The organism is Teredinibacter purpureus, assembly GCF_014217335.1.
In the GTDB taxonomy this organism is placed as follows: Bacteria; Pseudomonadota; Gammaproteobacteria; order Pseudomonadales; family Cellvibrionaceae; genus Teredinibacter; species Teredinibacter purpureus.
This window is the reverse complement of sequence record NZ_CP060092.1, coordinates 4,289,369-4,312,836: the sequence shown is the minus strand read 5'-3', so window position 1 is coordinate 4,312,836 and position 23,468 is coordinate 4,289,369. Positions and strand designations below refer to the sequence as shown.

At 44.9% G+C, this 23,468-nt stretch carries 20 protein-coding genes and 1 pseudogene; 15 read left to right on the top strand and 6 right to left on the bottom strand.

The features are described from left to right. Positions 1-7: 7 nt before the first annotated feature. The 7 genes from H5647_RS19190 (at position 8) to H5647_RS19160 (ending at position 5,767) form a co-directional block, all read left to right on the top strand. Positions 8-514 (top strand): OmpH family outer membrane protein, encoded by a 507-nt coding sequence (locus H5647_RS19190; protein WP_045860632.1) that lies wholly within the window; start codon positions 8-10, stop codon positions 512-514. Between the two features lie 46 nt (positions 515-560). Next, positions 561-1,589 carry a UDP-3-O-(3-hydroxymyristoyl)glucosamine N-acyltransferase gene (gene lpxD / locus H5647_RS19185; protein WP_045861565.1) on the top strand — a complete coding sequence of 343 codons (1,029 nt, stop codon included), beginning with the start codon at positions 561-563 and terminating at the stop codon, positions 1,587-1,589. Positions 1,590-1,702: 113 nt separating this feature from the next. Then, positions 1,703-2,143: a 3-hydroxyacyl-ACP dehydratase FabZ gene (fabZ, locus tag H5647_RS19180; protein WP_045860631.1), complete on the top strand. Its 441-nt coding sequence runs from the start codon at positions 1,703-1,705 to the stop codon at positions 2,141-2,143. A 28-nt stretch (positions 2,144-2,171) separates the two neighbouring features. Continuing rightward, positions 2,172-2,954, top strand: a complete 783-nt coding sequence (lpxA, locus tag H5647_RS19175) for an acyl-ACP--UDP-N-acetylglucosamine O-acyltransferase (protein ID WP_045860630.1) — start codon at positions 2,172-2,174, stop codon at positions 2,952-2,954. Continuing rightward, a complete protein-coding gene (lpxB, locus tag H5647_RS19170) occupies positions 2,954-4,171 on the top strand; it encodes a lipid-A-disaccharide synthase (RefSeq protein ID WP_045860629.1) in 1,218 nt (405 codons plus the stop codon). Before lpxA ends, lpxB begins: the two co-directional genes overlap by 1 nt. Continuing rightward, positions 4,164-4,757 carry a ribonuclease HII gene (gene rnhB / locus H5647_RS19165; RefSeq protein ID WP_045860628.1) on the top strand — a complete coding sequence of 198 codons (594 nt, stop codon included), beginning with the start codon at positions 4,164-4,166 and terminating at the stop codon, positions 4,755-4,757. Before lpxB ends, rnhB begins: the two co-directional genes overlap by 8 nt. 449 nt (positions 4,758-5,206) lie before the next feature. Next, entirely contained in the window at positions 5,207-5,767 is a 561-nt protein-coding gene (locus H5647_RS19160) for a PilZ domain-containing protein (protein WP_045860627.1), read from the top strand. Positions 5,768-6,205: 438 nt separating this feature from the next. Here the strand turns inward: H5647_RS19160 and H5647_RS22510 are convergent. Further along, positions 6,206-6,744 (bottom strand): annotated as a pseudogene (locus H5647_RS22510) (energy transducer TonB). A gap of 466 nt (positions 6,745-7,210) precedes the next feature. Here H5647_RS22510 and H5647_RS19150 point away from each other — a divergent pair. Both H5647_RS19150 and H5647_RS19140 read left to right on the top strand, forming a co-directional pair. Continuing rightward, entirely contained in the window at positions 7,211-7,813 is a 603-nt protein-coding gene (locus H5647_RS19150; RefSeq protein WP_045860626.1) for a PaaI family thioesterase, read from the top strand. A 371-nt stretch (positions 7,814-8,184) separates the two neighbouring features. After that, positions 8,185-8,574, top strand: a complete 390-nt coding sequence (locus H5647_RS19140; protein ID WP_052692219.1) for an SAM-dependent methyltransferase — start codon at positions 8,185-8,187, stop codon at positions 8,572-8,574. Between the two features lie 307 nt (positions 8,575-8,881). Here the strand turns inward: H5647_RS19140 and yciH are convergent, their stop codons facing one another. Further along, complete coding sequence (yciH, locus tag H5647_RS19135; protein ID WP_045860625.1) at positions 8,882-9,202, bottom strand: stress response translation initiation inhibitor YciH; 321 nt, start codon at positions 9,200-9,202, stop codon at positions 8,882-8,884. A gap of 97 nt (positions 9,203-9,299) precedes the next feature. On the opposite strand from yciH, the gene H5647_RS19130 reads away from it, so the two are divergent. Further along, on the top strand, positions 9,300-10,142 hold the full coding sequence (locus H5647_RS19130; RefSeq protein ID WP_408034008.1) for an ion transporter: 843 nt from the start codon (positions 9,300-9,302) through the stop codon (positions 10,140-10,142). 100 nt (positions 10,143-10,242) lie between these two features. Next, a complete protein-coding gene (locus tag H5647_RS19125; protein ID WP_236074973.1) occupies positions 10,243-12,417 on the top strand; it encodes a sensor domain-containing protein in 2,175 nt (724 codons plus the stop codon). 24 nt (positions 12,418-12,441) lie between these two features. Here the strand turns inward: H5647_RS19125 and H5647_RS19120 are convergent, their stop codons facing one another. Next, a complete protein-coding gene (locus tag H5647_RS19120; RefSeq protein WP_045860624.1) occupies positions 12,442-13,902 on the bottom strand; it encodes a M48 family metalloprotease in 1,461 nt (486 codons plus the stop codon). A gap of 217 nt (positions 13,903-14,119) precedes the next feature. Between H5647_RS19120 and H5647_RS19115 the strand changes: the two genes are divergently transcribed. The 4 genes from H5647_RS19115 to aceF all read left to right on the top strand — a co-directional run bounded on the left by H5647_RS19115 (position 14,120) and on the right by aceF (position 20,608). Further along, positions 14,120-14,374, top strand: a complete 255-nt coding sequence (locus H5647_RS19115) for a sulfurtransferase TusA family protein (RefSeq protein WP_328286791.1) — start codon at positions 14,120-14,122, stop codon at positions 14,372-14,374. Then, on the top strand, positions 14,371-15,468 hold the full coding sequence (locus H5647_RS19110; protein WP_045860623.1) for an AI-2E family transporter: 1,098 nt from the start codon (positions 14,371-14,373) through the stop codon (positions 15,466-15,468). The genes H5647_RS19115 and H5647_RS19110 overlap by 4 nt, the downstream gene beginning before the upstream one ends. A 527-nt stretch (positions 15,469-15,995) precedes the next feature. Then, positions 15,996-18,650: a pyruvate dehydrogenase (acetyl-transferring), homodimeric type gene (aceE, locus tag H5647_RS19105; RefSeq protein ID WP_045860622.1), complete on the top strand. Its 2,655-nt coding sequence runs from the start codon at positions 15,996-15,998 to the stop codon at positions 18,648-18,650. Between the two features lie 14 nt (positions 18,651-18,664). After that, a complete protein-coding gene (gene aceF, locus H5647_RS19100) occupies positions 18,665-20,608 on the top strand; it encodes a dihydrolipoyllysine-residue acetyltransferase (protein WP_045860621.1) in 1,944 nt (647 codons plus the stop codon). A gap of 145 nt (positions 20,609-20,753) precedes the next feature. On the opposite strand, the gene H5647_RS19095 is transcribed toward aceF, so the two are convergent. The 3 genes from H5647_RS19095 to H5647_RS19085 form a co-directional block, all read right to left on the bottom strand. Continuing rightward, positions 20,754-21,257 carry a DUF4124 domain-containing protein gene (locus H5647_RS19095; RefSeq protein ID WP_052692217.1) on the bottom strand — a complete coding sequence of 168 codons (504 nt, stop codon included), beginning with the start codon at positions 21,255-21,257 and terminating at the stop codon, positions 20,754-20,756. A 61-nt stretch (positions 21,258-21,318) separates the two neighbouring features. Further along, positions 21,319-21,879, bottom strand: a complete 561-nt coding sequence (locus H5647_RS19090; protein ID WP_045860620.1) for a PA14 domain-containing protein — start codon at positions 21,877-21,879, stop codon at positions 21,319-21,321. Further along, positions 21,876-23,363, bottom strand: coding sequence for a phospholipid carrier-dependent glycosyltransferase (locus tag H5647_RS19085; protein ID WP_045860619.1), 1,488 nt, complete (start codon positions 23,361-23,363; stop codon positions 21,876-21,878). Before H5647_RS19085 ends, H5647_RS19090 begins: the two co-directional genes overlap by 4 nt. Positions 23,364-23,468: the final 105 nt, after the last annotated feature.

The window sequence follows — 23,468 nt, the reverse complement described above, 5'->3', positions numbered from 1 at the left end:
AACTATTATGACTATTAGAAAAATCATCGCTGTTGTTGCACTCTTGGCCGCCGCAAACGTAGCGTTTGCCGGAAAAATTGCCATTTTTAATCATGAAAATGCCATTATGGCCACCCAAGCTGCTTCGCAAGCCGTAGAGAAGCTTAAAGCCGACGCCGGTTACGCTCGCATGATGACTCAAATAGAAAGTCTGCAGGCCGATTTAAAAGCGCTGGCTAAAGAGTCCGAGTCTAAGGGCATTACGTGGTCACAAGAGCAGGTAGCCTCACACCGAAAAAAAATGGAATATGTTCAGGCCGACTTACAGCTGGTTGCAAAAAAAATCCAAGCTGAAAATGCAGCGGTAATCAATAAGCTTGCTCAGGAATTTCAACCGAAAATGCAAGGCGTGTTGGATACCATCATGAAAGCGGATGGTATTGATATTGTTTTACGTCCACAGTCTGTTTATACCGTTATGCCTGAATTGGACATTACAGCGAAAGTAACCGCTGGTCTCGACAAGTCACTATAAACAACTCGTTAGTCGGTAATTCTTATAAGAGTTAAGGATGATTTCCATGGCTGTTAAATCTTTTTCACTCAAGTATTTAGCGGAGTTTCTCGATTGTGAGTGGGTGGGTGAAGCTACCTACGAAGTAAGCGCTATAGAAACGCTCGAGCTTGCGCAGGGGAATCATCTTACATTTTTAGCTCAAGATAAATTTGCAAAGCACTTGCCCGCTTGTCGCGCAGGTGTTTTGGTGGTTAAGGCCGCACAGTCTGACACGTTCGAAGGCAATAAGCTTTTAGTGGATGACCCCTATATGGCTTATGCAAAGCTGAGCCGTATTTTCGAGCGACGCAATGTCATCAGGCCGGGTATTCATCCGTCAGCAGTTGTGGCAGACAGTGCCGTTATCGACCCTTCCGTCGGCATTGGCCCAAATGCGGTTATTGGCGAGCACGTCAAAATTGGTGCGGGTACGGAAATTTCTGCTGGCTGTGTTGTGGGCGATGGAAGTCAACTAGGTGATCGATGTCTGTTACATGCCAATGTGACTATTTATGCCGGTGTATTTTTAGGTAACGACGTGAAGGTGCATGGCGGCACTGTTCTAGGTTCTGATGGCTTTGGTTTCGCGCCAACGCAAAAAGGATGGGTTAAAATCCATCAGCTAGGCGGTGTGCGGATCGGTAATCGTGTAGAAATCGGTTCAAATACATCGATTGATCGTGGGGCATTAACCGATACCGTGATCGAAGATGGCGTTATTATTGATAATCTCGTGCATATCGCTCACGGCGTTAGAATTGGTGAAGGTTCTGCTATTGCAGGGTGTGTTGGTATCGCCGGTAGCACTACCATAGGAAAAAACTGCCAAATTGCTGGGGCGGTAGCAATTAACGGACATATCGATATCGCGGATAACACGTATTTTCATGGCGGCACTATTGTTACCAAGGGTATTACGGAATCGGGTGCCTATGCGTCCATTCCGCCAGTGCAAGAGGTTAGAAAGTGGCGCCGTAATTCTGTTAGATATACGCAGCTAGATGATATGGCGGCGCGATTAAAGGCTTTAGAAAAAGCTGCTTCTACACGATAGAAATAAAATTCAATCAAGGCGCGTCTGCTTAAAGCTAATTGATCGGCTTTAACTAGAGGCGCCTTCGTTTATTATGCTTGTTTTCGAAAGAACTGAGCACTGGGGGCTCATCTATGTTGGATATACTAGAAATTCGTAAATACTTACCGCATCGCTACCCATTTTTGCTTATTGACCGTGTAGTAGAATTGGTTGAAGGTGAATCAATCGTTGCCTATAAAAACATTTCCATTAATGAAGAGGTTTTTCAAGGTCACTTCCCTCATTTCCCGGTATTTCCTGGTGTGATGTTAGTTGAGGCTATGGCGCAGGCTTGCGGTGTTTTAGGTTTTAAAACCATGAATAAAACTCCGGATGAGGGCTCTCTTTATCTTTTCGCGGGTATTGATAAAGTTCGTTTTAAGCGACAAGTAGTACCAGGTGATCAGGTGTATTTTGAGGCGAAGGTTATGTCTGTGAAACGTGGCATATGGAAGTTCGAGTGTTCAGCGAAAGTTGAAGGTAAGTTAGTGACGAATGCCATCATTATGTGTGCCGATCGGGCTGTTGGTTAAACTGAAATAAACCTTCGGAAATTCAGTTATGTCTGAGCCTTTAATACACCCACAAGCGATTATTGATCCCTCAGCACAGTTGGCCACAGGGGTCTCGGTCGGTCCTTGGACAACGATTGGACCAGATGTTGTCGTAGGCGAAGGAACAGTAATAGCGTCTCATGTGGTACTTAAGGGGCCAACGGAAATTGGAAAAAACAACCAAATATTCCAATTTTCGAGTGTTGGAGAATCTACCCCGGATCTAAAGTACAACGGTGAGCCGACTCGTTTAATTATTGGTGACAATAATATTATACGAGAAGGAGTAACGATTCACCGCGGTACCGTACAAGACCGTAGTGAAACCGTTATTGGACACGATAACTTAATTATGGCTTACGTGCATATTGGTCACGATAGCGTAATAGGTAATCATTGTATTTTGGTGAATAATTCCGCGTTGGCGGGGCACGTTATCGTTGATGATTACGCAATTCTTAGTGGCTATACTCTAGTCCATCAATTTTGCCGTATTGGCGCCTATGGTTTTACCGGAATGGGCAGCGCCGTGGGTAAAGATATTCCCGCTTACATGATGGTTGCCGGTGCGCCAGCCGCTGCACGTAGTATCAATATGGAAGGTTTGAAGCGTCGAGGTTTTGATAAAGCGGAAATATCCGCGTTGAGCAAGGCGTTTAAAGTTATTTATCGCCGTGGGCTTACGCTTGAAAAGGCAATTGAGGAGCTTGAAATTATGGCGAATGAAGTGCCTTGCCTTAATCGTTTGATTGATTCGCTTAAAAATTCTACTCGTGGAATTGTTCGTTGATGAGTAAGGCGGTTGGCGGTAACTCTTTACTAACACGTGTAGGGATTGTTGTTGGTGAGACATCTGGCGATATATTAGGCGCGGGTTTGATGGCAGAGTTGCAGCGTCGTTACCCGAATTGTATTTTTGAGGGTGTAGGTGGCCCGCGCATGACCGCTCTCGGCTTTAAATCGTTACATGATATGGAACGACTCGCCGTTATGGGCTTAATCGATCCATTAAAACGACTACCTGAATTGTTGTCGATCCGAAAACAGCTGTGTCAACATTTTATTCAAAACCCACCTGATATCTTTGTTGGCGTAGACGCGCCGGACTTTAATCTAACACTGGAAGAAAAACTCCGTAAGGCGGGTGTTCTTACCGCGCATTACGTTAGCCCTTCTGTGTGGGCGTGGCGCCAAGGAAGAGTTAAAAAAATAGCACGAGCTGTTGATTTAATGTTGACGTTATTCCCGTTCGAAGAACAATTTTATCGTGATCATAACGTTCGAGTGGTATGTGTGGGCCACACATTAGCAGATGAGATACCGCTAGACGTAGATCGAATAGCAGCCCAAAAAACATTGTGTCTTCCTGTGTCAAATGCGGTCAAAACGATAGCAATTTTACCGGGAAGTCGTGCTGGAGAAGTCTCTCAGTTATGCGAAACTTTTTTTCATTCAGCACTTCAGCTTATGGCAATCAATAGTGCACAGCTAAACGCAGATGTCTTTACGTTACGCTTTGTGGTGGCTGCGGCCAATGAAAAGCGAAAATCTCAGATAGAAAGTATTGCGACTAAATTCCCTCAGCTGCCACTAACGGTTTTTTTAAAGCAATCTCACGAGGTAATGGCTTCGGCGGATATTGTATTGATGGCTTCAGGCACTACAACTTTAGAAGCTATGTTACTAAAAAAACCAATGGTGATTGCTTACAAAATGGGAGCTTTCTCTTGGTGGGTATTGAGTCGATTAGTGAAAAGCGCCTACGTCGGCTTGCCTAATCTTTTAGCAAAAAGGTTGTTGGTGCCGGAGTTATTGCAACGCGAGGCAACTGCCGAAAATATTGCCAATGCATTAAATGAATATCTAGTGAACGTTAATAGTGTAAAAACATTGCTAGTTGAATTTGATAAAATTCATTTATCGTTACGAAAAAATGCGGATAAGGCATCGGCGGATGCCGTTTGTACGCTAGTAGCGACTAAACGCGATAAAAATACGAATGCTTAAGCCAAACACGTGTATAGCGGGTGTTGATGAAGTAGGGCGCGGGCCGTTAGCAGGCGATGTTGTTGCCGCCGCTGTTGTGCTTGGGTTAGATCACGGTATTGAAGGTTTAGCTGATTCGAAAAAATTATCGGAAAAAAAGCGTGATGCGTTATTTGAACTCATCCAAGAGCGAAGTATAAGTTTTGCAGTCGCTCGAGCGTCAGTCGAAGAAATTGACAATATTAATATCTTACAGGCCAGCATGCTGGCGATGAAGCGCGCGGTTGAAGCGCTTTCTGTTCAGCCGACCCATGTATTGGTGGACGGAAATCGTCTGCCAAAATGGCAATATTCTGCCGAGGCGATTATTAAGGGTGATACTAAAATAGCCGAGATTAGCGCAGCGTCAATTTTGGCCAAAGTAACGCGTGATCGAGAGATGGCGGTCTTAGAAACTGAGTATCCTGGCTATGGTTTTTCTCAACACAAAGGCTACCCCACTAAGCTTCATATGAGCGCCCTTCAAAAACTGGGGCCCTGCGATATTCATCGGAGGTCTTTCGGGCCAGTCAAAACGTTATTAGAGCAGGCTAAATTGTTCGATTAATCTTGTTTTGTGCTATTAAAAAGATTTTTAAGATTCAATTGATTTGAATTCCCCTGGTATTGTTTGTTTCGCCGACAAAATTCCCATCACAATAGTCATTGCAACTACAACTTGATGCATTCGCTTGTTAATAAGCTATAACTAAAGTAGCCAGAAAATCTGCCGCTAACAAGAGGTAGCTTGGGAGGGTATCCCATTGATGTTGTATTGCTCTTTGAGCCAAGGATAGCCTTCGAAACAAAAGGTCTAATGTAGTGCGATTGAGGTTGGTCTGGTGTGGGTATTGTTGTAATCGCTGCAGGAAGGTTTCAGCAAGATGGAACGAATAGTGCAGTCATTTAAGTAATATCCGTTAATGACGTTTTAGTGGTGTTTTTATTCTGCTTAATATCGATTGGTTTGCGAAGAACCCTTTGAGCAGACTACCTAGCCACTAATGTGAGGCTGTAATGACAGTTAAAGTTGACAGTAAACATTTTAACGAAGCAAACCCTGTGGTCAGTAATATTGTCGATTCTTGGATCGGTTGGTATAGCTACTGGGCTCAATGGTTTTACAATGGTGATTCACTTATGCGCCAGTATATTCGTCATCCTTCTGATATCCCTATTGCATACTGCTTAGGCTTACAAAAGGAAAAATACACGGCTTTAGCCGGCAACGATTTTTTTGCTTCGGACCGACTTAGGGATGTGAGCCAGGGAGGGTTATGCTTTAACGCCGATTGCCCTGTTCGAAAAGGTACACCTATCCATATCGAAATATCGGTTGAACAACCACCTTACGAAGCAGACGGAATGGTTGCATGGTGTCGGCCTGAAGGCGATCATTTTGCCGTTGGTGTGCAGTTTAATGAACCGTCTACGCAGTATAGTGTGAGAATGGTAGAGCAGGTATGCCATATTGAGCATTATCGCACTGCGGTGCTGGACGGAGAAGGCCGCGAGTTGACCATTGAAGAAGCGGCAAGCGAATGGATAGAAAAGTACGCAGCCGAATTTCCAGCATAATGCGTCTATTTATTAGCGCCTCTTCGCTCTAGCCGCAACGCTTTAGAGCAGGGAAAGCTTGAGATACAAAATGAGTGAAGCGAAAAAATCGTTTCTTGCTGCGTATTTTCTTTGGTGTTCTCTTCTTCTGGCTCTTCCTTTATTAATTCTACTGTATTCGTTTTTCCCCTGCTGCTCCCCCCCCTGAACGTCTTTAATAAAACGTATCTTATAATCGTACAGCGTTGCTCGTAATTTTATAGATTAGGTGCGTGAACGGTTGATATCGAGTCTGCGCGCAACAACATTGTGGGTGATTTTTTTATTTTAACGAAGCTCGCGCGGAAAAATAAGGAACGTCTTTGGATGATAATAATGGCATTGTGCTTTTTACCGCGCCTAACGGTAGGTGGTGAGAAAAATAACTTACGCATAAAATATGCCTAACAGGCTGTTTATTCAAGCCGCCAAAAGTTTGTCATATCGCCGGCTGAGAATGTCATAAAATTGCTCTCTCAATTGCATGATAGAATTTTTCAAGTCGGCAATCTCCTGCTCGCTAATATCCTGTCTTCCTACGTAAACTTGCTTGCGAAAAAGGGCTATTCGCGAGGCATAAAGGCGCAGAGTTTTTTCCATGGTTTTTTTCGCCCAACATCAACAATCGCGCTTCGGCTGCGGATAACCGTTCAAACTCTGCAACGAGCTCGCTATTGACCCTTTCGAGCTCTTGTTTTCGTGCTGGAGGCCAGCGTTTGCCGAACTTCGTCGATTCGATAACGAGAGACGAATATTTGGCGAAACTATGATTGACGTGACCGACATCGGAGGAGATTTGTTCCAGAAGCCCCATTTTCTTATCTTCGGGTGAGTGTTTTTTGAGGGTTTTTCTTAAAGTGCCATCGTTTCCCCAACCAAAAGCAAGTACACGCCAATATAGCGCCGAATGAAATTTTTACACTGGTATCCAGTAATAACCACAGGTCTGGAGCGTTCATCGGTTGGCCCTCGGGTCAAATATTTGACGGAAATTTGATTGAATTGGAATAATCACCAAAACTGTCAAGGCCCGAGCAATAATTGAACCAAAAAATATCAGTCGATAAAAAATCGCTCTAAAGAAGAGGAGGCTAGAAGAGCTGTTTACTTTGCCGACCCGTCCTGCTCGTGGCAGCGCGGGGCTAATGAAAACATCAATATGTAGCCATTTTCATGCACTGCAGATTTGAATTAAAAGCTGTTAATAAGGCAGGCCACAAGCTTAATAAAGCCGGCAATGATTGACTAAAGATTTCACTGTTTTTGCAATTTGTATAACATGGTAAATACTGTACGATGGGGGTTTTTTTTATACAATAATACCTGATGTGTCATCAGATATTATTGAAGTGTATTAATTGCCTTTAGGTCTCTGCTAGGATGATATATATTTCATCTCATCGTTAAGGATATGTAACATATGAAATGGTATTCACATTTACCATCAATCGATATGATCGTTTTTTTTATCAAACGATTTGTATCAATGAGTTTTCGAAAAAAACGCGAAAAATAAAACGTAAAATACCTGAATTAGGCGAGAGGATAATTCCTCCTGGATCGATGTCAGAAAAGTTTCATAGCTTTGCTACCACAAAAAATAATCCTTACGGAATGAAATTAGACATACATAAGGAGGTTAATGGTGGTGTTGCTTGTAGTTGGAAAGCAACAAGAGGGTTTGAGGGATATCCGGGGTTATTGCATGGAGGGGCGACACTTGCTTTAGTTGACGAATTACTCGCTTATGCCGTTTATGAAAAATATAATACTTATGCAATTACTCTATCAAGTCGCATAAGTTGGTTTGACAAGACAAGTATCAACGCCGTTATAAATTCACAGGCAGTAGTGACTCGTAAATGTGGTCGTTTCGTTAAAGTAAAAGGCTGGGTAATAAATTCCCAAGGAAAAATAATAGTGGAATCAACATCACTTTTTTACATTCCGACCCGCAGACAATTTACACGATTGGTCGGCACTGCTAGTTTGCCTGAAGAGGCCCTCCCTTATTGTGGAATAGATTAGACCTGTGTCTTGATCGTACAAAACAAGGCTTAATTTTTTATCTATATAGTTATAAAAGACTGATAGTGAAATATTTTAACTCAAGGGTATCTAAAACAAGGACGAATTATGAATCATGAACTTGCCGAAAATATGGGAGAAGCCGTGCTGTCTGAGCGAAATTTATATCAAGAATTTAATGTTGATGAGCAGGAATAACGTGTTGCTTATCACTACGAGGTGACCCAGATTTTTTTAAAGTTGTAACGGGCGGTAAATGGAATAATTATTCATGTCCTATGTGGGAGGAGGGGTTTTCATTAACCCAAGCACAAGAAAATAAACTGGACACTTACGCTCGCTTGATGCGCTTAAAACCTGGGTAACATATATTGGATGTTGGTTGTGGTTGGGGTGGTTCACTGGTTTATTTGTGTGAAAAATATGGTGTTACAGGTCACGGAATCACGCTTTCTGGGCTAGCTGTCCCTGTCGCAGAAAAAAAAGCAAAAGAGCATGGTGTAGATGCGGGTTTTGAAAAATTACATTGGAATAATCTCGCTCCAAGAAAACCGTATGACGCTATTTATTCAGACGAAGCCATTGTTCACTTCCCTGATTTATCTGCCTATTACGAAAAAATGTATAAATATTTAAAGCCAACTGGATATATGGTTAACAAGGAGTTGCATTTTACACATTCAAAATACAAGCATGCTGGTGATAGATTAAGCCAGCATATCAATAAGGTTTATGGCTATAGTGGTAATTACATTACATGATGAATTGATGATGCTAGATTCCTGTAATTTCGAGCTGGATGAAGTCGTACAAATCCCAATTATTGATTATTACAAGACAATCAAAGAACATTGGCGTAATAATGTAAAAAGTAATCGTGTGTTTTTAGAAAATATCACTTCGGTAAGCATGTTCGGGATTTCAAACTTTACCTGAAAGGAATATTACATATTTTCAATCAAGGTGTTTTCTCCTGTCAGCTCGTGAGTTCAAAAAAAATATCAAGGTATAAAGCGGTAGTTGGATCCAGCTCTGAAGGCTAAGGCGGAGAGTTGGTTTCTAGCCTTCTTAGCCGCCAGCGAACTTCACGGTATAGCCTTTATCCGTCAAATAGGATTGAAGTCTTTCTCGGTAGTCGCCTTGAATTTCAATAACGCCTTCCTTTACGGTACCACCTGTGCCGCAATGTTGTTTAAGCGTTTTCGCCAAGACCTTGAGCGATTTGTCATCGAGGGGAAAGCCCGCGAGAGTTGTTACGCCCTTGCCTTTTCGCCCTTTTGTTTCTCGTCGAATACGTATAATGCCATCGGTTGGCGAGATTGTGGCCGCGGGTGTTTCTTCTTTGACTCTTCCTGTATCGGTGGAATAGACTAATTTACTGTTTTTCATGGGTAAAATTCTCGTATCGTGATGTGCGAATATTATACGTTCTTAAATAGCGGATGCGAGCGAGCAAGCGGTATACTGTGAAAAAAAGGTGGAACGAATGGGCGAATCAAAAAAAACTGAAAATCATATGGAAAGCCGTAATCTGAAACACGTACTTTACGATGTGATTTTCGGAACAGAAACGCCTGCGGGCAGGCGTTTTGATGTGGTTTTACTTTGGCTTATTGTCGCAAGCGTGGCGGCACTGATGATCGATTCTGTAAGCTGGATGTCGGGGCAGTGGAGTGGCTATCTTCGCCTAATAGAGTGGCTGTTTACCGTTATTTTTACGTTGGAGTATATCGTTAGGCTTTATTGTTCGCCGAGACCTCTAAAGTATGCCTTTAGTTTTTACGGAGTTGTTGATTTCTTTTCTATATTACCCAGTTATCTCGGGCTTATTTTCCCTGGCGCCAACTATTTGTTGGTTGTTCGGTTGTTGCGAGTTTTACGTATTTTCCGAATACTGAAATTGGTTCGTTATTTGTCTGAGGCGAACATACTAACGCGCGCGGTATTTCTTTCTCGCCGAAAAATACTCATTTTCTTTGTCTCTGTACTCGTTTTGTCGACAATTTTCGGTTCACTTATGTATCTTGTTGAAGGCCCTGAGCACGGTTTTAGCAGCATTCCTAAAAGTATTTATTGGACAATCGTGACGATTACAACCGTGGGTTACGGGGATATCACGCCGCAAACCATATTGGGCCAACTGATTGCTTCCGCCGCGATGTTAACGGGCTATTCGATACTAGCGGTTCCTACCGGTATTTTTACGGCCGAGCTTGCGCAGGAGATGCAGCGCGTTAGAGACGGTGTATCGTGCCGTTCGTGTCGGGCTGTCGGGCATGAAAGTGATGCTGATTTTTGCCGGCTTTGCGGGCAGTCGCTTAAAAAATAAAGTTGCAATTAGTGCCAAATGTTGTCGATTCAGAAAAGCTTAAATTCCTTGGCCTATACTTTCGATTTACCCGCGCTTTCGCCTACCAAGGTTTGCCCATTTGACAAAGCCGCCAATCAGCCAGATAGCTCGAATAGCTCAAGCAGGGCAGTATACTCTCACCAATAATAGGGAGTTACTGCATGTTCTTGATGCCATGCGTGCGGTTATTTTCTATCTAGATCGTTGGGGTACGGTTGTTTACGGTAACCGACGGGCTAGACGTTGGCGCTCTATTGAAGAGACTCAGGGTAAGAGTTTCGTTGAATTGGCGCAGCATTGGGATAATGCAATTGAAACTCAGCGTGAGATCCTTCAGGTAGGAAGGACAGGTGTACCCGTTTGGGGAACCCGAGAACGGGCTGAAGAGGAGGGTTGTGAATTCTGGCTAAGCGTCGATAAAATCCCGGCAATTAATGAAAAACAACGCGTAAACGGTATTATCTTGGTTGTTACAGATATTACTGAAAATGTCATAAAGGAGCATGCGCTTCAAGACAGCGAAGCTAAGTATAAGGCGTTTATTGCAAACAGTGCTGACGCGATATGGCGCTATGATATTTGCCCCCCAATTGATACCTGTTCACCGGTAACCACGCAAGTAGAACAAATACTCAAGCGAGCAGTGCTTGCCGAATGCAATGATACGTTAGCTAGACTTTATAATGCCGAGAGCCAAGCCGATGTCGTTGGCATGCCGCTTCATCGTAGTGGGTCAATGTCGAGTAAACACGATATTCAGGCTTTCATCGATTCTGGCTATCGGTTGGTTAATCAAGAATTTACTCGTGCCGGCAAAGTGGATTCGCCTCGCTACATGGAGACGACGGCGATCGGCATTGTTGAGAATGGATATTTGACCCGCGCGTGGGGTATTACCCGAGATATTACTGCTCATAAGCAGTATTTAGATCATATGGAATACCTCGCCAATCACGACTCCCTTACACGCCTTCCTAATAGAACGTTGCTGTACTCCACCGTAGAGAAAGCCTTGGCCGAGCATGGGCACAACCGAATGATGGCCTTGTTACTTGTGGATCTCGATCGATTTAAGGAAATAAACGATACTTTAGGCCATCGTGCTGGCGATACAGTTTTGCAACAATTAGGGCCGCGTTTAGAGGCCGAGTTATCGGAAGTCGATGGGATAGTGGCGCGGCTCGGTGGTGATGAATTTGCGATATTTCTACCTAGAATTCGAAACGAGCAGCAAGCGGTTGTCATGGGGCATCGATTTTTAGACTGTTTATGTGAGCCGTTTAGAATTGAAACGATAGATTCTGAAATCGGTGCAAGCATTGGCGTTTCTCTCTATCCGCAACAAGCAAAAGATCTCAGTACCTTAATGCGTTATGCCGACGTGGCAATGTACCATGCGAAGAAAACCTTAAAGGGGGTATCTGTTTATGATGCGGATCACGACCCTCATTCGCCAACCCGCCTAGAGCTTATTGGCGCATTGCGTAGAGCTATCCGTAAAGACGATTTGTTATTGTATTTTCAGCCCAAAATCGATATAAAAACAAATAAAGTTCACGGGTTTGAAGCATTGGTGCGTTGGGATCATCCTACCATTGGAATGGTTCCTCCCGCACAGTTTGTGCCTATCGCAGAAAAATCGAATATGATCTTTTCTATGACTTGCTGGGTAATGGAGCACGCGATAAAGCAGTGCGCTATTTGGCGATCTAAAGGGTATGATCTTTCAATGGCGATAAATTTGTCGCCCAGAAATGTAACTGACGACCGATTGTTACCGTTTTTAAAACGAATGCTTAAGCGCTATGAGTTGGACGGTAAGCATATAGAGCTTGAAATTACCGAGTCGGTTATATTGAAAGATCCTGATCGGGCGAAAGATGCCATGGATAAAATGGCTCTGTTAGGTGTGTGTTTTGCGATTGACGATTATGGTACAGGCTATTCTTCGTTAGCGTATTTAAAGCGTTTACCGGTAAAAACATTAAAAATTGATCGGTCCTTCGTGCATGGAATGTGTGACGATGAGCAGGATGAAATTATTGTGAACTCGACGATCAATTTAGCCCACAATCTCGGTTTAAACGTGGTGGCTGAAGGCGTAGAAACGGATAATGTCTATCAGCAATTAGTGTCGCATCAATGTGATAGCGTGCAAGGGTTTTTTATCGCGCGTCCGATGAGTGTCGAAGTGACTACCCAGTGGCTACAAGATAGCCACTGGTCGTGTGTTCAGCCAATGGTCGTGGATTGAAGCTACTACCTTAAAGCTCTTAGCTTAGAATTCGGCTAAATCTTGTTTCATTTTTCTAATGCTTTTTAATTCCTCTTGTATCTTAGCGCGAGTCTGTTCGTCTGTGGTAGTTGTTAATCGAAGCGCGTTGGTTAATTGGATTTCGGCCTTGTCGAACAATCCGTTTAGCTTGAAATATTGGGTTCGAGCCATATGAACTTCAAAAATGTTGCCCGCTAAACCCTCAACTTCTGCCAATAAATACCAAATGTAATCGTCCTTAGGGCGACGTTTGACGTGTTCACGTAAAATTAGATTACATTTTTTGTATTGTCCTGCGGCCATCAGAACTTCGGCATAGCGAGTATTGTATGCATGGTGGTTAGGCTGGCTAGCCAGCTCCTCTTCGAGTATGGCTAGAGCTGCATCGAAGTTTTCATCTTTGGCATATATGTCCGCTTTTGCTACGCGATAGAAAGCATTTTGTGGCGCTTCTTTTAGTAGTTCATCTACCAATATTTCTGCTTCGCTGGTTTTTCCGTCACGAGTGAGTGCTACGGCGAGGCCGTATTTGGCCGCTGAAGTGCTGTAATTGGTTCCGCGTAGCTCATCTTCAAAAATTCTAACGCTGGCATTACGGCTTTTTTCGTGCAGAATTTGCGCGCGTATTTTTACGAGTTCATAGGTGATATTACTGTTAGGGGCGGGGTGCTGAAATTGCTGCGCGCGCAAGCGAGAATCACTGACGCGCGTCTCGGTAACCGGGTGTGTCATGAGGAAGTCGAGCGGGCGTCGGGTAAAACGCGAAGCGCGTAACATGTTTTCAAACATCTCTGACATGGCGTAAGGATTCATTCCACTACGCACAATGGTTTCCATACCGATGCGGTCAGCTTCTTGTTCCATTTGTCGGCTAAAGCGAAGCTGGGCTTCTAATGAGCCGGCGTTAACCGCAGCCATTGCGGCTATACCTGCATCACTTCCGGCGGTCATACCTATAATTATGCTGGCAACGAAAGCTGCTACAAGTGATGTGCTTGCATTGGCCTGCGCTTCTACCCTACGCGCGTAGTGTCGTTGACTAAGGTGGGCAATCTCGTGGGCCAATACGGACGAAAGTTGTTCTTCGGTGTTGGCAAAGCGAAACAAGCCGGTGTGCACACCAATTATGCCGCCAGGAACAGCGAATGCGTTGAGAGATGGGTTTTCGATAACCAGTATTTCAAGCCGCCGATCATCGAGTTCGCTATAGGTTGCGAGTTGTCGAATAAGGCGCTCGACGTACGATTGTATAAAGGGATCTGAGGTGGTCGGCACTTGAGCGCGGTATACTTGTAGCCATTTTTGCCCCAATTCGTATTCTTGGGCGGGTGTAATTAGGCCTGCGCTGGTGCCGCCTAGGTCGGGTATCTGTAAGTCGGCGGCCAGAACCATGGCCGATAAGCTTAGGCCTATGAGTGCCGCTAAGAGTACTCTAGGGATTTGTAACACGCTAATTTTTATCAAAACGGTAAAACCTTGTTATTCATCGCCTGATTTGACTAAGGCTCATTAAGCGGTGGTGTTGTTTTTTTCTATCAGCTTAAGCAATGAATTATAATGCCGCGGCGAAACAACGCTACAGGTTTGTTAGACGTGTATAAGCGATAGGAGTTCACTGGCGATTCTTTACTGCGAGCACAACAAATGTTTACTAAGACTTTCATAGAAGAGGCAAAATCATTTGATTACCCACGCTAATACCAGCCTGACTATAGATGCTTCCGGGCTTTCCTGTCCAATGCCTTTGCTTAAGGCGAAGCAAGGACTGAGCAAATTACAACCAGGTGAAACACTGTGGCTCTTGGCGACAGACCCTGCTTCCGAGAGAGATATACAGGCTTTCGTAAAGCTTTCAGTACATAGTTTGCTTCAATTTGAGGTGTCTGAAGGTGTATACCAATACCTCTTACAAAAAGGTCGAAACGACGCTTTATGATTAAAATTTTTCAATCTTGGTTAGAACGCTATTTTGCGGACGAAGAAGCTGTGCTCGTTGCGGTCATACTCATCGTCAGCGTAGTTGTGGTAGTTAGTATGGGCGTTGTGTTGGCGCCAATGATAGCCGCCATTATTATCGCATTTTTAATGCAGGGCATAGTGCTGCAGTTAAAGCGTTGGGGCGCTTCGCACACTATCTCGGTAAGCCTGACATTTGTGGTATTGGCCGGTACGCTATTGGTGTGTGTGGTATTTCTTGTTCCTGTCTTTTGGCGGCAGCTCATCAATTTATTGAATGAGACGCCAAAAATGTTGGTTCAGGGGCAGCAAGTGATGCTTTTGTTGCCGCAGCAGTATCCGGGCTTAGTAACGGAAGAGCAGGTACGTGAGTTAATCGGCGCGTTAAGGATCGAAATGACCCAGTGGGGTCAAAGTATCTTGTCCTTTTCGGTGGCACAGCTGCCGGTGTTGGTGGGCATTCTCATTTATATGGTATTGGTGCCTATTTTAGTATTCTTTTTCTTGAAGGATAGTGAGCAAATGCTGCAATGGTTTAGCAGTGTATTGCCTCGAAAAAGACCTGTAATGCGACAAATATGGGTAGAGATGAGCCTGCAAATCGCCAATTATGTACGGGGTAAATCCGTAGAAATTGTGATTGTGGCAGGGGTTAGTAGCATCGCCTTTAGTTTTCTTGGGCTTCAGTATGCGTTGTTGTTAGGTATAGCGGTGGGGCTGTCGGTGTTGGTGCCCTATATTGGAGCGGCGGTTGTTACATTGCCTGTTGCTTTGATTGGCTTTTTTCAGTGGGGCTGGGCGAATGAGTTTTTCTATGTGATGGTTGTTTACGGCATCATTCAAATGCTTGATGGTAACGTACTTGTTCCGCTCTTATTTTCTGAAGCCGTTAAAATGCACCCCGTTGTTATCGTGTTATCCGTGTTAGTGTTTGGTGGGTTGTGGGGCTTTTGGGGGGTGTTTTTCGCCATTCCTTTGGCGACCTTATGCAAAGCCGTTATCAATGCGTGGCCCACTGTCAGTCGGTTAGATGCAGAAGAGGGGCCATCTGGCCGTGAACCTTCAAACAAATAATCGCTGCAAGTCGGCATAACGTATGCGCGGGCTACATGCACTGAATTGTGGCGAAAGTACGCACGTTAAATGGGGTGTTAGCGCCCATGAATGCTGCGGTGCAGCTAAATAGTAGGCTGGCTAATTGAAAACGATGTGTGTAGAATCGTGACACCAAAAAACTCGCACTTCTCAGGTTTTTTGTTTTTGGTTTTGCACTATCTTAACGCTTTATTAGCGTGACTATGTGGTCTAGAGAGGTGCTATTAGCGGCCTTTCTCGGCGGCGTATACAGACTGAATGTTGGTTACGTTTAGCCGTTCTATGGGGATTAAAGTGTGGTTTCTACGTACAAACCGCAACCATGACAACATCCTGAATAGATCAACTTTGCTTTAGGCTAGAACCGGAAACAATCTAAACCATCTTATCTAAGCGATGAAAAAAATGAGCAGTTGTTGCTTATAGTTACCACTGTAAGCAACACTGGTGGGAATCAATTTATTAAAAAACTGCGAGAACCTACGCAGATATAACAGGAGGCTTGAATGCTTGAAGAAACTGATGCTCTCGAAACCCGAGAATGGTTGGAGGCTTTAGAATCGGTAATTCGGCACAATGGCGCGGACCGTGCTCGCTACCTTTTAGTTGAATTGGCCAATGCGGCGACTCAGGCTGGCGTTAAACTGCCCTCAGCCATTCGAACGCCTTACGTTAACAGTATTGCAGTGAAGGACGAAAAACGTTCTCCTGGCGACTTCCACATGGAGCGTAAAATTCGTTCTTTGGTTCGCTGGAACGCCATGGCAATGGTCATGCGTGCTAACGATAATAACGAAGGTCTCGGCGGTCACATATCGTCTTTCTCATCCTCGGCCACTCTATATGAAGTTGGTTTTAACCACTTTTTTCGTGGTGATGACGGCGAGCAGCGTGGCGATCTTATTTATTTTCAGGGGCATATTTCCCCTGGCATCTATGCACGTTCCTACTTAGAAGGTCGTTTAGGTGAAGATCAGTTGGATAACTTCCGCCGAGAGGTGGATGGCAATGGTTTATCCTCTTACCCCCACCCTTGGCTGATGCCTGATTACTGGCAGTTCCCTACTGTATCGATGGGCTTAGGCCCCATTCAGGCTATTTATCAAGCACACGTTATGCGCTATATGTCGGCACGTGGATTGTCGGCACGTGGCGATCGTAAAGTGTGGGCATTCCTTGGCGACGGCGAGTGTGATGAGCCAGAAACGTTAGGCGCTATTTCTTTAGCTGGTCGCGAGCAGCTAGAAAATTTGATCTTTGTGATCAACTGTAATTTACAGCGACTTGATGGCCCTGTGCGCGGTAATGGTAAAATCATCCAAGAGCTGGAAGGTGTTTTCCGTGGCGCTGGTTGGAATGTGATCAAGCTCATTTGGGGTGACGGTTGGGATCGCCTATTAGAAAAAGACACCACCGGCTTGCTGCAAAAGCGCATGAACGAAGTGGTCGATGGCGAGCTACAAAACTATAAAGCGAATGGCGGTGGTTATACCCGTGAGCATTTCTTTGGGAAATACCCAGAATTGCTTGAGTTAGTTGCCGACATGACAGACGAAGAAATATTCAAATTAAACCGTGGTGGTCACGATCCGCAAAAAGTGTACGCTGCTTACGCTTCTGCCACAGAGCAAAAAGGTCATCCAACCGTTATCTTGGCGCAAACCGTCAAAGGTTATGGTCTTGGTGCTGCGGGTGAATCTGCCAATATCACGCACTCTGTGAAAAAGCTTGATATCGAAAGCTTGAAGAAATTTCGGGATCGCTTTGGTATTCCTATTTCTGATGATGATTTAAAAACAGTACCCTATTATCGCCCTGCGCCAGACGCTCCAGAAATGGTCTATATGCGCAAGCGTCGTGAAGCGCTAAACGGTTATTTACCCGCCCGAGTGTCTGATTTTGACGCGTTGCAGTTGCCCGAGATGGATAAGTTCAAAGGCTTATTGAAATCTACTGGCGAGCGAGAAATCTCGACTACCATGGCATTTGTGCGTTATATCTCAACGCTTGCCAAAGATAAAAATATGGGTAAGCAGGTCGTGCCTATTGTGCCCGACGAAGCTAGAACCTTTGGTATGGAGGGCATGTTCCGTCAGCTTGGCATCTATTCGTCAGAGGGACAGCACTACACGCCACATGATCACGATCAGATCATGTATTACAAAGAAGACAAAAAAGGCCAGATTCTAGAAGAAGGCATTAATGAAGCCGGTGCAATGTCTGCTTGGATTACGGCAGCAACGGCCTATAGCACTTATAAAGTGCCGATGGTGCCCTTCTATGTGTATTACTCGATGTTTGGTTTTCAGCGTATCGGTGATCTAGCGTGGTTGGCTGGCGATATTCAAGCGCGTGGTTTCCTCATTGGTGCAACCTCTGGCCGGACGACGCTAAATGGCGAAGGTTTACAGCACCAAGATGGCCACAGCCATCTAATGGCGAATACCATTCCAAACTGTCGCAGCTATGACCCCACCTATGGCTTCGAGCTTGCCGTAATTATTCAGGATGGTTTGAGACGTATGTATGTCGACAAAGAAAATGTCTTCTACTATATCACCACGATGAACGAAAATTATAAACACCCCGATATGCCTCTCGGTGCAGAAGACGGTATCGTGCGCGGTATTTACCCGTTGAAAACGGGTAAAAAAGCGGCGAAGAAGAAACGTGTTCAGTTGATGGGCGCAGGTTCTATCTTGCGCGAAGTTGAGTTTGCAGCTGAGTTGTTGCGTGAAGACTGGGGCGTAGAGTCGGATATCTGGAGTGTAACTAGTGTGAATGAGCTGGCGCGTGACGGACAACGTACGGATCGCTGGAACTTTCTGCATCCAGGAGAAGAGGCTCGCAAGTCTTATCTCACTCAGACATTAGAGTCTGCTGACGGCCCGTTTATTATCTCTACAGACTACATGAAGAGCTACTCTGAGCAGTTGCGCGCTTATATTCCTGGTTCTTATACTGTTTTGGGGACAGATGGTTTCGGCCGTTCTGATACACGTAGCAAACTGCGCCACTTTTTCGAAGTGGACCGTTACTTTGTTACCTGCGCCGCGCTGAAAGCGTTGGCGGATGAAGGCAAGATACCGGCAAAAACTGTCACCGATGCTATGCAAAAGTACGGCATTGACCCTGAAAAAACAGACCCAACGACTTGCTAAGGGAGAGTGAATTAGTGGCTAAGCAAACTATCCAGGTGCCTGATATTGGTGGCGCCGACAGCGTGGATGTGATTGAAATCTGCGTTGCGCCCGGCGATGTTGTAGCAGCGGAAGATTCTTTAATTGTGTTGGAATCTGACAAGGCGTCAATGGACATTCCAAGCCCTGTGGCTGGAACTATCCTTAAAATATTGATCACTGAAGGTGACAGTGTATCGGAAGGTGCAAATTTTATTGAAATAGAAACGGCTGCTGCTGCAGTCGAAGAGACATCTGCAGCCGAGAGCACGCCAGCGCCCGCCACGGCGGTAGTGGAAGCTGCTCCTGCTCCTGCTCCTGCTCCTGCTCCAGTCCCTGCTGTAGGTGCAGAAGAAACTGTTACTGTTCCTGATATAGGCGGTTCGGAAGCCGTTGATATTATTGAAGTTTGCGTCGCTGTTGGCGATGAGGTTAACGAGGGTGATTCGTTGATCGTGCTTGAAAGTGATAAAGCCTCAATGGAAGTGCCATCCCCTGCTAGTGGAACGGTTGTTAGCCTGAGTATTAGCGAAGGCGGAAAGGTTTCAATGGGCGATGCCATCTTAGTGTTGGCGACTGTTGGAACGGTTGTGCCTGCTATGGTTGAAAGCGTTTCTGTAGAAGCGACCGCTCCAGCAACGGCTCAAGCAGTAGCACCCTCTCCAGTTGTTACGCCGGGTGGAGTGGTGGAAGTGAACGTACCCGATATAGGGGGTTCCGAATCCGTTGAAGTTATTGAAATTTGTGTTGCTGTGGGTGATGAAGTTTCTGATGGCGATTCGCTTATCGTGCTAGAAAGCGATAAGGCATCGATGGAAATACCTGCAACACAAAGTGGCAAGATTGTCAGCTTGCTCATGAGTGAAGGCGATAAAGCGTCTGAGGGCACACCAATTTTAACGATGGAAGTGGAGGGAACGGTTGTTGCCGCACCTTCTGCGCCGTCTAAATCTGCTTCTGCACCAAGTGCACCGGCTCCGGTAGCGGCAAAGCCGGCGGCGACTCAAGAAGCAGCCCCTAGCTCCGGTGATTTTTATGCTGGCCCAGCGGTTCGTCAATTGGCGCGTCAGCTAGGTGTCGATCTTGGCAAGGTCAAGCCAACTGGACCGCGTAATCGTATTGTTAAAGATGATGTGCGTAGCTTTGTAAAATCTATCTTAGCTCAGCCCCAAAAATCTTCTTCTGCAGTAGTAACGGGTGGCGCGGGTATTCCGGCTATACCTGAGGTTGATTTCTCTCAGTTTGGCGAAATCGAACTCGTGAAAATGTCAAAAATCAAAAAGCTTACTGCGTTTAATATGTCGCGAAACTGGCTAAACGTACCGCACGTTACCCAGTTTGATGATGCTGATATCAGTGATTTAGAAGATTTCCGTAAGGGCATGAAAGCCGAAGCTGAAAAGAAAGGCGTCAAGCTTACGCCATTGCCTTTCTTGCTAAAAGCGTGTGCTGCGGCATTGCGAGCAGAGCCAAAGTTTAATGCATCCTTACATGCTGATGGCGAGCATATTGTGCAGAAGAGTTACGTCAATATTGGTGTAGCGGTTGATACGCCTAATGGCCTGATGGTACCCGTAATTCGAGATGTCGATAAGAAAAGCTTGTATGAGCTTGCGGCGGAGTCTGTAGCGCTTGCTGGTAAGGCGCGTGAAGGGAAACTGATGCCGCGTGATATGCAGGGCGGGTGCTTTACTATTTCGAGCCTTGGTCCTATTGGAGGCACTGGCTTTACTCCAATCGTAAACGCTCCAGAAGTTGCAATTTTGGGTGTTTCTAAGGCGGCTATTAAGCCGGTTTGGAATGGTTCTGAATTCGTACCTCGTCAGATGTTACCACTCTCTTTGTCTTACGATCATCGTGCGATTAACGGAGCAGATGCGGGTAAATTCTTCACCTATTTAGGTGCAGTACTAGCAGATGTTAGAAAGCTGCTACTTTAACGGCCGGTTACGTAACGCTAACGCCCATAAAAAAACCCGAGAGTAACCTCTCGGGTTTTTTTATGGGCGTTAGATCTGTAAAAAGAGAGGATTTTAGGCGTGAAGCAAACGCATAGCGTAACGAGGCTGAAGGCTCGGTAGCCGCCTAATCGTTCGCGGCTTCATTGAAGCAGCGAACGCGATCGATTGTTTTTGTGGGGTGCGTATCGCGACATTGTTCTCGGGTAAGAGGCGTTTTGCTGGGTGGGGGAGAGGCTGCCGTGCGTGGTTTTTGGCTGTTTTTATAGGCTTCGTACTGCTCGTGACGCTCTTGTAAGAGCCGTTCTCTTTCAATTTTCATTTGATACGCGTTTGTCTTGTTTTCCAACGCCTTAATTTCTTCGTCACTCATTCCTAGGGTGGGAGCTTCTTTTAGTTCAACGGTTTCGGCTTCGGTACGATACTCTTTTGGTACTGTATCACCGTAATGTATTTGCCCTTTTTCATCCGTCCATTTAACCATCTCGGCGGAGAGGAGAGGGCTGAAGGCGAGAGTGCTAAAGGCGAGAGTGCCGAAGCAAAGGCAATAGATCAATCGCGAATAAACATGGCGACCTTTGTTACGACAGGGATTAGAAAAGAAATTAAAGGGAAATACTGACGTGTACATGCTGAGCCACTCCGGAATATTCCCTTTAATAGTAGATGAGTACGCGGTTTTTCTGAAGCAATTATTGTTTTAGTTGTAAAAGCTTCGTGTCGTTGCCCCAAAAACGAGGGCGCTTCTTGTCTGGCCCTTGGAATTCCAATGTGAGGCCTGCGTTGCCATAGCCTTGGAAATAGCTAAGTTTTAAAAGATGCGAACCTTTTGCTAGCGTCGCACGACACGTTTGCTTGCTGTAGCCGCGGTCGCCCTTGAATGAGCACAATGGTTTGTCGTTAATAGTCAGTGAAAACCCATCATCACTGCCGACTAAAAAGAGGTAAAGCCCGTCTTGTTTTACCGTGAACGGAGTGGTTATGTCGGCCCAAAAATCGTTGTCCCACCCTAGTTTTCCGAGTGCGGGATGAAAAAAGCGATTTTTATCGTATAGATTTACTTCGTCGATCATGATGCGCTTGACGGTACTAATCGAACGCGTTTGATCGATGGTGGTAATATGCGTGCGGTTTTTTGATAGCACTAACTCCATGACGGGATCGACAGATATTGGAATAATACGATTGATTATGACTACAAAAAAAAGTGCGAGTATTACGGAAAATATGGTGTTGCTGTTTAATTTAATCATTTCACTAACTCCAATTTCCAAAAGCTAAACCAGTTACGGACATTAAATTCTGCCTCTGTGATTGGTAGGCTGTAGGTGAAGGGTGAAAAGATATAAAAGGCGAACGCTACGAGCGCAACGAATGCAGCTAAATTGCCTAATGCGTGACGATTCCGTTGTGCGAGTGAATTGTAAAAAATGTAGTTATAAACCAGAGAAAGGTTAATTAGCCCGAACATAAGCGGCACTAAATAATGGTACAGGTACATGACCCGCTCTATTTGGAGTATTGCTAGCATGTAGCTAATGTAGAGCGTGGTAAAACCCGAAATCCAGTAAAAAAGCTTGGGTTGAGTGATAGGGTTCCGGTAAACAAAATGCCCTATTATTAAGCCTAACGACAGCAATAGGCCCGCTAGCACAGAAAACCACGTAACCGGGTTGGGTACAATGTTGTGATATTGCACTTGCACAACACCGTCGATGGTATTTTTATTCCAACGGTAATTAATTGTTTTATTGCCAATAGGCCAGCTTATAGGTGAACTACCATTTTCACCGTCTTTGCATACATCCAAGCGGGGAACGCCGTCAGCATATTTCGACATGTTCGTGTAATTATCACGTAAGCCAACTAGAAAAGTGTTAATGGAGTAGGTGTTGCCGGTTTCGATTTGATGGCGATATTCGCTACTGGCGCTGTAGTTTTTAACGCCGAAGCTAGAGCCTAGCCCAATATGAATATAAAAAATAGAGAGTACAACGAGTACTAATGGTAGAACTCCGGCGGGCACCGTAATGGCGAGACGCTTAACGAGTGCTAGAAAATTCCACGATTTAATATTATCCCATTGGTCGACACCAAAAAGCATGACAAATAGCAGTAACAATACGGCAGCGTTGACCTTTACAGAAAACGCTAGCCCAATAAAAACGCCAATAATGGCGTAATGTTTTAAGTATTTGGTTTTTCCTTGTTCTATTGTTCGGGCTAGCCAGTAGATAGCACCGAGAATAAAGAACATTTGAATACCTTCCAGCATTGCTGCCCTGGAGTGCACTACAAGGCCGTTATCTAGAATCATAATGGCGGAAAAGGCGGCTGCGAGGTGATAGTTTCGCGTAATGTGCCTCAGTGTGCCATAGAAAAAGAGCGCCGAAAGTGCCATGAGTAGTGTCGACGGTAATCTAAAACCGTAATAGCTCATGCCATTGGGAACCGTTTCTCCTTTAACGTAATCTGTTTTAGAAAAAGCTGATTTGTCGAGCGAATCATTGAGCCCCAATAATTTTTCTGAGGCCGCCATTAAAAGCTTTCCAAGGGGCGGATGAGGCTCCATGTACATGACGCCGTCAATATATTTTTGGGCTGATGCGATATGATAATTTTCATCCCAAAATAGCGAATTAGGTTGGCCATAAAAGGGAAGGTATATCGACAGCGACAAAATAAGAACGAGGGCAGGGTAGAGTGTTTTACAGTGTTTATTGAGTAGATTTCGCATGATTTTATTATTATTGGCTGGTTGGTTGGATTAGAACCTAAACGAACGCCGAGTTTATTGTATTGGGGAGATTAGTTCTAGGGGGCGGTTGGAGGAAATAAAAAA